The organism is Ramlibacter sp., from assembly GCF_050250995.1.
Taxonomy (GTDB): Bacteria; Pseudomonadota; Gammaproteobacteria; order Burkholderiales; family Burkholderiaceae_C; genus Ramlibacter.
In genome coordinates this window covers 62082-73077 of sequence record NZ_JBFWNP010000026.1, presented here as the reverse complement: position 1 = coordinate 73077, position 10996 = coordinate 62082, and the positions used below count along the sequence as shown (strand labels likewise).

Annotated in this window: 10 protein-coding genes; 7 read left to right on the top strand and 3 right to left on the bottom strand. The window is 69.5% G+C overall.

All coding sequences use genetic code 11. The features are described from left to right. The 5 genes from AB7E83_RS16990 to AB7E83_RS16970 form a co-directional block, all read left to right on the top strand. A partial coding sequence (locus tag AB7E83_RS16990) for a TonB-dependent receptor domain-containing protein (protein ID WP_428571521.1) occupies positions 1 to 423 on the top strand: 423 nt, incomplete at its 5' end. Between the two features lie 13 nt (positions 424 to 436). Continuing rightward, a complete protein-coding gene (locus AB7E83_RS16985) occupies positions 437 to 1513 on the top strand; it encodes a hemin-degrading factor (RefSeq protein ID WP_428571519.1) in 1077 nt (358 codons plus the stop codon). Then, a complete protein-coding gene (locus AB7E83_RS16980) occupies positions 1510 to 2472 on the top strand; it encodes a heme/hemin ABC transporter substrate-binding protein (RefSeq protein ID WP_428571517.1) in 963 nt (320 codons plus the stop codon). The genes AB7E83_RS16985 and AB7E83_RS16980 overlap by 4 nt, the downstream gene beginning before the upstream one ends. Beyond that, on the top strand, positions 2466 to 3518 hold the full coding sequence (locus AB7E83_RS16975; RefSeq protein ID WP_428571515.1) for a FecCD family ABC transporter permease: 1053 nt from the start codon (positions 2466 to 2468) through the stop codon (positions 3516 to 3518). The genes AB7E83_RS16980 and AB7E83_RS16975 overlap by 7 nt, the downstream gene beginning before the upstream one ends. Next, complete coding sequence (locus AB7E83_RS16970) at positions 3515 to 4300, top strand: heme ABC transporter ATP-binding protein (RefSeq protein ID WP_428571513.1); 786 nt, start codon at positions 3515 to 3517, stop codon at positions 4298 to 4300. Before AB7E83_RS16975 ends, AB7E83_RS16970 begins: the two co-directional genes overlap by 4 nt. Before the next feature lie 22 nt (positions 4301 to 4322). On the opposite strand, the gene AB7E83_RS16965 is transcribed toward AB7E83_RS16970, so the two are convergent. Genes AB7E83_RS16965 through AB7E83_RS16955 form a run of 3 tightly spaced genes read right to left on the bottom strand, consistent with a single transcriptional unit; the run spans position 4323 to position 8578 of the window. Further along, positions 4323 to 4781, bottom strand: coding sequence for an N-acetyltransferase family protein (locus AB7E83_RS16965; protein WP_428571512.1), 459 nt, complete (start codon positions 4779 to 4781; stop codon positions 4323 to 4325). Between the two features lie 36 nt (positions 4782 to 4817). Further along, the gene (locus AB7E83_RS16960) at positions 4818 to 7877 is read right to left on the bottom strand and encodes an FAD-binding and (Fe-S)-binding domain-containing protein (protein ID WP_428571510.1); all 3060 of its coding nucleotides are present in this window, start codon (positions 7875 to 7877) and stop codon (positions 4818 to 4820) included. Next, on the bottom strand, positions 7874 to 8578 hold the full coding sequence (locus AB7E83_RS16955; protein WP_428571508.1) for a GntR family transcriptional regulator: 705 nt from the start codon (positions 8576 to 8578) through the stop codon (positions 7874 to 7876). The genes AB7E83_RS16960 and AB7E83_RS16955 overlap by 4 nt, the downstream gene beginning before the upstream one ends. Before the next feature lie 96 nt (positions 8579 to 8674). Between AB7E83_RS16955 and AB7E83_RS16950 the strand changes: the two genes are divergently transcribed. Next, entirely contained in the window at positions 8675 to 9904 is a 1230-nt protein-coding gene (locus AB7E83_RS16950; RefSeq protein ID WP_428571506.1) for a pyridoxal-phosphate-dependent aminotransferase family protein, read from the top strand. Between the two features lie 58 nt (positions 9905 to 9962). Further along, entirely contained in the window at positions 9963 to 10937 is a 975-nt protein-coding gene (locus tag AB7E83_RS16945; RefSeq protein WP_428571504.1) for a Bug family tripartite tricarboxylate transporter substrate binding protein, read from the top strand. The last annotated feature ends 59 nt before the right edge of the window (positions 10938 to 10996 follow it).

Genomic DNA, 10996 nt, shown 5'->3' with positions numbered 1-10996 from the left:
GGAAAGCTGTCGACGCCGTTCGCCTACGGCCGCGCGATCGGCAAGGACACGAACACCGGCCGGCCCGTCAATTCCGTCAACCCGTCCCGGCTGAATGCGGGGCTCAAGTTCGACGCCGAAGTGTGGGCCGTGCGCCTCGACGCGACGCATAGGGCGGCGAAGAAGGCTTCGGACATCCACAGCGCCGGACTCGTCACCGCGCCTGCCACGCAGTTCGCCACGCCATCGGCCACCACGTTCGACCTGAGCGCGCAGTGGCGCATCCGCCCCGGCATGCGTCTTTCCGTCGGCCTCTACAACCTCACCGACCGGAAGTATTGGCAGTGGGCCGACGTGCGCGGCGTCGCATCCAACTCGACGGTCGTCGATGCCTACACCCAGCCCGGGCGCAACGTGCGCGTGTCGTTCGTCGCCGATTTCTGAGAGAGAGCCCACCATGACGAATTCAACCGAACTGCGCGAACGATTCGCCGCCGCGCGCGCGCAAGGCAAGCGGCACAAGGATGCGGCCGCGGCCTGCGGCGTCAGCGAAGGCGAAGCGGTCGCCGCGCACGCGGGCGAGCACGATGGCACGCTGCAAGCCGCGCCGCTGCGCGGGCCCTGGATCGAACTGCTCAAGTCGCTCGAGGCCTGCGGGCCGCTGCTCGCGCTCACGCGCAACGAGGGCGTCGTGCACGAGAAGACCGGCGTGTACCGCAACCTCTCCGCCACCGGCCCCATCGGCCTCGCGCTCGGCGAAGAGATCGATCTGCGCCTCTTCTTCGCTCAGTGGCATGCCGGCTTCGCGGTGACGGAAGCCGCCGCCAATCGGTCGAATCCGCCGTCGATGAGCCTGCAGTTCTTCGATGCGCACGGCACCGCCGTGCACAAGATCTTCGCGCGCGAGGGCAGCGACCGCGTGGCGCTGGCGTCCATCGCCACGGTGTTCGCCGCGGATGCGGCGACCGCGGTCTTCCGCCGCGCCGAGGCCCCTGCGGCGCAGAAGCCCGATTCGTCGTTCGACTGTCGGGCGCTCGGGAAAGCCTGGTCGGAGATGACCGACACGCACCAGTTCTTCGGCCTGCTGAAGCAGTTCGGCGTGGAGCGGCAGCAAAGCTTCCGGCTGATGGAGGGCCGCTATGCATGGCGGGTTGCCCCGCAGGCCTTGCGCGACCTGTTGTATGCGGCTTCCTTCGGCGGCGCGCCGATCATGGTGTTCGTCGGCAGCCCCGGCTGCATCCAGATCCACACGGGTCCCGTGACGCGTATCGAGCCGCTGGAGGTCCATGGCATGAAGTGGCTCAACGTGCTGGACGAAGGCTTCAACCTGCATTTGCGCGAAGACCTCGTTGCGGGTACCTGGATCGTGGAGAAGCCGACCAGCGATGGCGTGGTGACGTCGGTCGAGGCGTTCGACGGGGAGGGCGGGCTCATGGCCATGTTCTTCGGCGCGCGCAAGCCCGGCGTGCCGGAGCGCGAGGACTGGCGCACGCTGGTCCGCGGACTGCCCCGGCTCGCGAAGGCCGAGGCATGAGCCGCCGTGGCCGTCCCGAGGCGAATCCCGCAGCCGGCTTGACGGAGGGATGTCCATCGAGCGGCGCCACGCGCCGTGCCGCGCTGCGTGTTCTGGGCCTGTCCGCCGCGTCCCTGCTGGGCACGAGTTCGCAAGCGCAAGGGCAGGGGCAGGGCCAGGGGCAGGGGCAGGCACAAGTTGCCCGCTCACCGCGCATCGTCACCGTCGGTGGCGCCATCACCGAGATTGTCTACACGCTCGGCGCGCAGTCGCAACTGGTGGGCACCGACACGACCAGCCTGTTTCCGGCGGAGGCGCTGCGCACGCCCAAGGTCGGCTACATGCGCCAGCTGTCGGCCGAGGGCGTCCTGTCGCTGCGTCCCACCGCGCTGGTCGCGACGACCGAAGCCGGGCCGCCCGTCGTGCTGGACCAGCTCCGCAATGCGGGGGTCCAGGTCGAACTGGTGAAGGCCGACCACACGTGGTCGGAGGTGCAGCGCAAGGTGCAGGCGGTCGGCCGGGCCTGCGCACGCACGGCGCAGGCGGAATCGCTGCAGCGGCGCCTCGACGACGAATGGCAGGCCGTCTTGCGTCAGGTCGCCGCGGCGACGCGGTCGAAACCTCGCGTGCTGTTCATCCTGTCCCACGCCGCAAGCCCGCAGGTGGCCGGCACGGCAACCGCGGCCGACGCGCTGATCCGCTTCGCGGGGGCGACCAATGCGATCGCCGGCTTCGAGGGCTACCGCCCGCTGACCGCCGAAGCGATGGCGAGCGCCGCGCCCGACGTGCTCCTCATCACCGACCAGGGCCTGCAGGCACAAGGCGGCGAGGCGAAGTTCTGGATGCGTCCCGAACTCGCGCTGGCGCCGGCCTTCCGCCGCAAGGCGCTGGTGAGCCTCGACGCGCTGCTGCTGCTCGGCTTCGGGCCGCGCCTGCCGCAGGCGGTGGCTACGCTGCACCGGCGCTTCGCGGCATGGTGAACGCCGGCGTGGGCCACCGGCTCGCCCCCCGCACCGTGCTGCTGCTGGGCGGGGCGCTGCTGCTCGCGGCTTTCGTGGCCGGCAGCGCGCGCGGAGCCTTCGCGATCTCGCCCGGGCAACTGCTGGCGCTGCTCCTCGACACGCTCGCAGGCAACGACGCACCCTCGCAGGAGCGGCTCGTCTTCATGAACATCCGCCTGCCGCGCCTCGTGCTCGGCGTGGCCGCGGGTGCGGGGCTCGGGCTGGCTGGCGCGCTGATGCAGGGCCTCTTTCGCAATTCGCTGGCCGACCCCGGCCTGATCGGCATCAGCAGTGGCGCCGCGCTCGCGGCGGGCGCGACCATCGTGCTCGGCGCCTGGTGGCTGCCCGATGCGCCGCGCGCGCTCGGCAGCTGGCTGCTCGTGGCGGCCGCCTTCGCGGGCGGACTTGCGGTCACCGCCCTCGTGTACACGCTTGCGCAGGGGCCGGCGGGCACGCACATCGGGCTGATGCTGCTGGCCGGCGTGGCGATCAACGCGCTGGCGGGCGCGGGGCTCGGATTCCTCAACTTCATGGCGACCGACGAGCAGCTGCGCAACATCCAGTTCTGGCTGCTGGGCAGCCTGGGCGCGGCGCGCTGGAGCGCGGTGATCCTGGTCGCGGCCGTCGTCGCGGTGGCTGCAGGCGTGGGCCTGGCGCGGGCGCATGCGCTCAACGCCATCGCGCTGGGCGAGGCGCAGGCCGCGTTGCTGGGCATGAACGTCGAACGCGTGAAGCGCCAGGTCATCGTGGCCACCGCGCTCGCGGTCGGCGCGGTGACGGCGACGACCGGAATCATCGGCTTCATCGGCCTGATCGCTCCGCACTGGGTGCGCCTCGTCGCGGGACCGGACCATCGCGTCGTGTTGCCCGCCTCGGCGCTGCTGGGGGCGACGCTGGTTCTCGCGGCCGACGCGGTCGCGCGCACCGTGCTCGCACCGGCGGAGTTGCCCCTGGGCGTGCTCACCGCGGCCATCGGCGTGCCGATGTTCCTCCTATTGCTGCGCCATTTCAGGTCCCGCGTATGACGTTCGAACTGCGTGCCGCATGCGCGCGCGCCGGCCCCAAGGTCCTCGTGCCGCCCGTCGACGCCGTGCTCCAACCCGGGCGCGTGACCGTGATCGCGGGGCCGAACGGCGCGGGCAAATCCACGCTGCTGTCGCTGCTGACAGGCCAGCGGGTCGCCGACGAAGGCGCCGTGCTGCTCGATGGCGTCGAGGTGCGCCGCAGTCCGGCCGCCGTGCTGGCGACGCGTCGCGCGGCGATGGCGCAGGAGTCGAGCGTGGCATTCGATTTCACGGCCGCGGAGGTGGTCGAACTCGGCCGCTATCCGCATCGTCGGCGTCCGGGCGCCGACGAATCCGCGATCGTGCGGGAGGCGATGGAAGTGACCGGCGTCGCGCATCTCGCGCAGCGCACCTTCGCGACGCTGTCGGGCGGCGAGAAGGCGCGCGTGCATCTGGCGAGGGCGCTCGCCCAGGTGTGGGAGCCGCTACCCGGCGGGGAAGCGCGTTGGATGCTGCTGGACGAACCGACGGCCGCGCTGGACCTGGCGCATCAGCACGCGGTGCTGCGTCTCGTGCGCGCGTGGGCGCATGACCGGGGCGTCGGCGCCGTCGTGGTGCTGCACGACATCAACCTCGCGCTTCGCTATGCGGACGACGCGCTCGTACTGGGATCGGCGCACGGCCCGCTCATCGGTCCCGTCGCCAAGGCCCTCACGGCCGAGCGAATCGAGGAAGTGTGGCAGGTGTCCTGCGCGCGGGTAGAAGGCGGCAGCGGCGGCGCGCCGCAGTTCGTCTTCGGGTAGCCGGGAGAACGGACAGCCGCCTTCAGCGTGGCTTCATGACATACCGCACGAAGCCATCCGCCTTCGAGTAGCGGTCGTACAGCCGCCGCGCCACCGCGTTGTCTTCCTTCGTCATCCAGTAGACGCGCGCCCAGCCCTCGGCCCGCATGGCGTTGCGCAGCCATTCGATGAGCGCCGCGCCGACGCCGCGGCCGCGTGCCGTGCGCGCGACGAAAAGATCCTCGAGATAGCACACGGGCTGCGTCTCCCAGGTGTTCTCATGCACCACGCAATGCGCGAAGCCGACGACCTTGCCCTCGGCTTCGGCCACGACGCACATCACCGCCGAATCGGGGTCCAGGATGCGCTTCCAGGTGCGCGCCGTGACTTCGTCGCCCACGTCCGCCTCGTAGAAGTCGCAATACGCCCGCCACAGCGCGCGCCACGCGGGTTCGTCGGAAGGCAGGGCGGCGCGGATGATGCAGGGCGCGGAGGAGGGCATGCGAGCCATCTTAAGCGGGGCTTCGGGTCCTCCTTGTCAGAGATGATCCGCAAGCAGCTTCGCCACGTGGATCGCCTCGCGCTGCGCACCGTCGTGGATCTGGTGCCTGCAACTGGTGCCGTCCGCGACGATCGTCGCGTCGGGCACGGCGCGGATCGCCGGCAGCAGGCTCAGTTCGGCCATGGCCATCGACGCGTCGATGTGCTTCGCTTCGTAGCCGAAGGCGCCGGCCATGCCGCAGCAGCTCGATTCGATCGGTTCGGGCTTCGCGCCGGGCAGCAGCTTCAGCGCCTCCATCACCGGCGGCATCGCGCCCATCGCCTTCTGGTGGCAGTGCCCATGCACCAGCAGCTTGCCTTCGAAAGGCCGCAAGGCATGCCGAAGACGCTCCAGGCGGTCGTTGGCGGCTTCGCGCGCGAGGAATTCCTCGAACAGCATCGCGTGACGCGACACGTCTTCGGCGACCGTGCCGAGGCCGAGGGCGAGCGCTTCGTCGCGCAAGGTCAGAAGGCACGAGGGTTCGAGGCCGACGATGGCGATGCCGCGCGCCGCGAAGGGATGCAGCGACGCGATGAGCTCCTGCGCCTTCTCGCGCGCCTCGTCGACGAGACCCGAGGCGAGGTACGTGCGGCCGCAGCACAGATGCTTGCCGTCGGGCTTCTCCTTGCTCGCGACGTGAACCGTGTAGCCTGCGGCCTGCAGCACCTTGAAGGCGGCGTGCGCGTTCTCCGAATCGAAATAGCCATTGAACGTATCGACGAAGAGCACAACCGGACGGCCGGAGCTCAACACCTGCTCGCGCGTCGCGCTCTTCACGCCGCTGGCGAAGAAGTGGTCGGCGCGGAACGCGGGCAGGCTGCGACGCGCGGAGATGCCGAGGTACTTTTCGCCGAGCTTCGCGAGCCAGGGGATTCCGTTGCGCAGGTTCAGGAGGCCCGCGAAGCGGCTCGCACGCGCCACGTAGTCGGGCAGGCGCGCGATGAGCCGCTGCCGCCGCGTCGTGCCGTTGGCGCGCGCGTCCTGCGCCATGAACTCGATCTTCATGCGCGCCATGTCGACGCCCGTGGGGCAGTCGCGCTTGCACCCCTTGCAGCTCACGCAGAGTTCCATCGCCTCGCGCACTTCGTCGTGCAGCAGCCCCTCGCCGCCGAGCTGGCCCGACAGCGCAAGGCGCAGCGTGTTCGCACGGCCGCGCGTGAGATGCTTTTCGTCGCGCGTCACGCGGTAGCTCGGGCACATCGTGCCGACGTCGAACTTCCTGCAGTGGCCATTGTTGTTGCACATCTCCACCGCCTTGGCGAAACCGCCGGCGGGGTCGCCGCCGGTGCCGGGCGCGGTGGCCTTCTCCGTCTGCGCATCGTTCTGGACGTCCCATGCGGTCCAGTCGAGCGCGGGCTTCAGCGGAATCACGCGATACGAGGGCGGAAAGCGCATCAGCCGCGTGTCGTCCATGCGGGGCGGGTCGATGATGCGGTTCGGGCAGAGCAGGCCGATGGGGTCGAACATCCGCTTGATCTCCGCGAACGCTTCGGAGATGCGCGGGCCGAACTGCCACGAGATCCATTCGCCGCGGCAAAGACCATCGCCATGCTCGCCGCTGTACGCGCCCTTGTAGCGGCGCACCAGCACGGCGGCTTCCTCGGCGATGCGCCGCATTTTTTCCGCGCCCTGCTGGCGCATGTCGAGGATCGGCCGCACGTGCAGCGTGCCGACCGACGCATGGGCATACCAGGTGCCGCGCGTTTCGTGCCGGCGGAACACCTGCGTGAGCTGGTCGGTGTACTCGGCGAGGTGTTCGAGCGGCACCGCGCAGTCCTCGATGAAGCTGACCGGCTTGCCGTCGCCGCGCAGCGACATCATGATGTTGAGGCCGGCCTTGCGCACCTCCCACAGTGCCTTCTGCGCGCCTTCGTCGACGAGTTGCACCACGGAGTTCGGCAGGCCCAGGTCGCCCATCAGCGCGACCAGCTCGCCGAGCTTGCGCACGAGCGCCGTCTTGTCGTCGCCCGCGAATTCGACCAGCAGCACGGCGTCGGGCCGGCCGATCACCGCCGCCTTGACCGTGGGCGCGAACGCCGGGTTCTTCATCGACAGCTCGATCATCGTCCGGTCGACCAGCTCGACCGCCGTCAACAGGCCGTCCGAGCCCAGCTTGACGATGTGCTGCGCCGTGTCCATCGCCTTGTAGAAGGTCGGGAAGTTGACCACCCCCAGCACCTTGTGGCGCGGCAGGGGCGCGAGCTGCAGGGTGAGCGACTTCGTGAGCGCGAGCGTGCCTTCGCTGCCCACGAGCAGGTGCGCGAGATTCACGCCGCCGTCGCGCGTGTAAGGCCGCTCGTTCTGGTTGCGGAAGACGTCGAGGTTGTAGCCCGCCACGCGGCGCAGCACCTTGGGCCAGCGCTGGTCGATGTCGGGCGCGAGGTCTTCGGCCAGCTGGCGGATGCGTTCGCCGAGTTCGCGGGCCGTGCCGGTGGCGTCCTCGAAGCGGCCGAAGGCGTGCAGTGCGCCGTCGGACGTCCACGCCTCCATGCCCAGCACGTTGTGCACCATGTTGCCGTAGGCGATGCTGCGGCTGCCGCACGAGTTGTTGCCGGCCATGCCGCCGAGGGTGGCCTGCGCGCTCGTGGACACGTCCACGGGATACCAGAGTCCGGTCTTCTTCAGCTGCGCGTTGAGGTGGTCGAGCACGATGCCGGGCTCGACCACGGCCTCGCGCCTGTCCGCATCGACGCGAATCAACTGGCGCACGTGCTTCGAGCAGTCGATCACGAGCCCCGCGCCCGTCGTCTGGCCGCACTGGCTGGTGCCGCCCCCACGCGCGATGACGGGCACGCCCAGGTCGCGCGCGATGTCGAGCGCGGTGCGCGCCTCGTCGACCGTGCGTGGCACGAACACGCCGACGGGCATGACCTGGTAGATCGAGGCGTCGGTCGCATAGCGGCCGCGGTCGCCCGCGGAAAACAGCGTCTCGCCGCGGGTTTCCTTCGCCAGGCGTGCAGCCAGCCGGCCCGCCGTTTCGTTCGTCACGCGCGCGACGACGTCGTAGGCCCGGGCCTTGTCCTCGGGGGTGATGGAGAGCGGGACGCGCGCGTTCATTCGGCCGACTTCCTGCGCTTGCGCGCGGTCGCCGCCACGGGGGAGCGCATCTGGCCGAGCACCACGTCGAGCTTGTTCTTCAGGTGGGCGGCGAGCACCTCGCGCATGGCGGCGGCGTCGCGTTTCGACAAGGCTTCGATCATTCGTTCGTGTTCCTGCATGGCGCCCTTCCACTTCTCGCCGTCCTGGTTGGAGCGGAAGCGCAGCGCCTGCAGGCGCGCATTGACGCGGTCGTACGTGGCGGCGAGCACGGGATTGCGTGCCGCCGCATTGATGGCGCGGTGGATCTGCGCATTGAGGCGGTAATAGGCGGAAAGGTCCCGGCGGGTGTAGGCGGCCATCATTTCGTAGTGCAGCGCGCGGATCTCGGCGAGTTCCTCGTCGGTGATGCGCTGCGCCGCGAGTTCGCCCGAGAGCCCTTCGAGCCCGCCCATGAGCTCGAAGGTGTGGCGGATCGCGTCCTCGTCGAGCGCGACCGCGATGGCGCCCCGGTTCGGCACGAGTTCGACGAGCCCTTCGGCGGCCAGCATCTTGATCGCCTCGCGCAGGGGCGTGCGCGACACCTGCAGCACCTCCGCGAGTTCGCGTTCGTTGAGCTTGGCGCCGGGGGCGATGCGGCCTTCGACCAGCATCTGGCGCAGCCGCTGCGCGACCTGCTCGTGCAGGTTGGCGCGCGGGATGGAGATGATTTCGGCGGACATTGGGCGCGAATTTTGTATGCAATATGCCCTGCGGTCAAACCCCTAGAACCGAAGGAATAAACTTGACGCCCGGATTTTGTATGCAAAAATCCGTGGATGCTGACCCTCGACTTTCACCCGACTGGCCGCCATTTCCTCCAGATTCCCGGTCCCTCGCCCGTGCCGGACCGGATCCTGCGCGCGATGAGTTATCCGACCATCGACCATCGCGGCCCGGAGTTCGCCGTGCTCGGCAAGCGCGTGCTGCGCGGCATGCAGCAGGTGTTCCAGACGAAGCAGCCCGTCGTCATCTATCCGGCTTCGGGCACCGGCGCATGGGAAGCCGCGCTGTCCAACACGCTCAGCCCGGGCGACCATGTACTGATGTACGAGACGGGCCAGTTCGCGGCCTCGTGGGTGAAAGTCGCGACGCGCCTCGGTCTGAAGGCGGAAGTGTTGGCGCTGCCCGGCCTGGAAGGCTGGCGGCGCGGCGTGCAGCCGCATCTGATCGAGGAGCGGCTGAAGTCCGACGCGCAGCATTCGATCAAGGCGGTGTGCGTCGTCCACAACGAGACCTCGACCGGCGCCACGAGCAACATCGCGGCGGTGCGCAAGGCCATCGACGCGGCGAAGCATCCGGCGCTGCTGCTGGTCGACACGATCTCGGGCCTCGGCTCCGCCGAGTACGACCACGACGGATGCGGCGCGGACGTCTCCATCGCCGGTTCGCAAAAGGGACTCATGCTGCCGCCCGGCATCAGCTTCAACGCGCTCACCCCGCGCGCGCTGGAAGCGAGCAGGACGGCGAAGCTGCCGAAGTCGTTCTGGGCCTGGGACGAGATGCTGGAGTTCAACAAGACCGGCTACTTCCCGTACACGCCCAACACCAACCTGCTGTACGGCCTGGCCGAAGCGTGCGACATGCTGCTGGAGCCCGCGCACGGCGGCCTGCAGGGCGCCTTCGCGCGGCACGTGCGTTGGGGCGAGGGCGTGCGCGCGGCGGTGGCCGCGTGGGGCCTCGAGACGCAGTGCCTCGAAGCCGCGAGCCATTCGCCCGTGCTCACCGGCGTCGTCATGCCCGAGGGCGTGGATGCCGACGCCGTGCGCAAGCTGATCTACGAACGCTTCGACCTGTCGCTCGGCATGGGCCTGGGCAAGGTGAAGGGCCGCATGTTCCGCATCGGCCACCTGGGCGATTGCAACGACCTCACGCTCATGGCCGCGCTCTCGGGCTGCGAGATGGGGCTGAAGCTCTCGGGCGTGAAGCTCGCGGGCAGCGGCGTGCAGGCGGCGATGGACTATTTCGCCGCGCATCCGGCGCCGGTGGCGCTGCTGAAGGCGGCCTGAGTCCGCCGCGCGGCAAGAGATGACACGACGGACAAGAAACGACAAGGAGACAGACCACATGCAACGCAGAACCTTCACCGCCGGCGCGATCGGCATGGCCGCGACGCTGGCCGCGCCGATGCTCCGCGCGCAGACCCTGCCCACGGGGCCGGTGCGCATCATCGTGGGCTTCGCGCCCGGCGGCGGCACCGACATCCTCGCGCGCGTCATCGGGCAGAAGCTCGGCGACATGTGGAAGACGCAGGTGATCGTCGAGAACCGCGCGGGCGCGTCCGGCACGATCGCTTCTGACTTCGTGGCCAAGCAGGCCGGCGACGGGACCGTCCTGCACATGGCGCACATCAACAGCCATGCCATCGTGCCGGGCCTGCAGAAGCTGAACTACGACGCCGAGCGGGACTTCCAGCCCATCGCGCTCGTGGGCGTCACGCCCAACCTGCTGATCTGCAACCAGGCGCAGCCCGCCAAGACGGTGAAGGATCTCGTGGACCTGTGCAAGGCGAACCCCGGCAAGATCAGTTTCGGCTCGGCGGGCAATGGCAGCGCGCAGCATCTCGCGCTCGAGATGTTCATGCTGCAGGCCGGCGTGAAGGCGATCCACGTGCCGTACAAAGGCTCGGGTCCGATGCTCACCGACCTGATCGGCGGGCAGGTGCAGTACAGCTTCGACACGATGACGGCCGCCACGCCGCACGTGAAGGGCGGCAAGGCGCACGCTATCGCGCAAACGCGGCAGAAGCGCGCGGCAGGGCACCCCAACGTGCCGACGATGGCCGAGTCGGGATTCCCCGGTTTCGAGGCGACCACGTGGTATGGGCTGGTGGGTCCCGGCAAGATGCCGGTCGCGATGGCGCGCCGCATGAACGAGGACGTGAACAAGGCGCTCGTCATGCCCGACGTGATGGAGAAGCTCGAAGCTTCCGGCGCGGAAGACGGCGGCGGCAGCGTCGAGAAGTTCGCGCAGTTCATGAGCGTCGAGAAGACCAAGTGGGCGAAGGTCATCAAGGACGCCGGCGTGAAAGCCGAAATCTAGACCCACCCCCGAAGCGCCTGCGGCGCCTCCCCCTCGAGGGGGCGCCACCAGCGGCCCGG

Excerpts from the sequence above, each read along its gene's own strand:
- AB7E83_RS16955 (WP_428571508.1), bottom strand. The coding sequence starts at position 8,578 with ATGTCCGCCGAAATCATCTCCATCCCGCGCGCCAACCTGCACGAGCAG.
- AB7E83_RS16965 (WP_428571512.1), bottom strand. The coding sequence starts at position 4,781 with ATGCCCTCCTCCGCGCCCTGCATCATCCGCGCCGCCCTGCCTTCCGAC.
- AB7E83_RS16980 (WP_428571517.1), top strand. The coding sequence starts at position 1,510 with ATGAGCCGCCGTGGCCGTCCCGAGGCGAATCCCGCAGCCGGCTTGACG.
- AB7E83_RS16975 (WP_428571515.1), top strand. The coding sequence starts at position 2,466 with ATGGTGAACGCCGGCGTGGGCCACCGGCTCGCCCCCCGCACCGTGCTG.
- AB7E83_RS16985 (WP_428571519.1), top strand. The coding sequence starts at position 437 with ATGACGAATTCAACCGAACTGCGCGAACGATTCGCCGCCGCGCGCGCG.
- AB7E83_RS16945 (WP_428571504.1), top strand. The coding sequence starts at position 9,963 with ATGCAACGCAGAACCTTCACCGCCGGCGCGATCGGCATGGCCGCGACG.
- AB7E83_RS16950 (WP_428571506.1), top strand. The coding sequence starts at position 8,675 with ATGCTGACCCTCGACTTTCACCCGACTGGCCGCCATTTCCTCCAGATT.
- AB7E83_RS16970 (WP_428571513.1), top strand. The coding sequence starts at position 3,515 with ATGACGTTCGAACTGCGTGCCGCATGCGCGCGCGCCGGCCCCAAGGTC.
- AB7E83_RS16960 (WP_428571510.1), bottom strand. The coding sequence starts at position 7,877 with ATGAACGCGCGCGTCCCGCTCTCCATCACCCCCGAGGACAAGGCCCGG.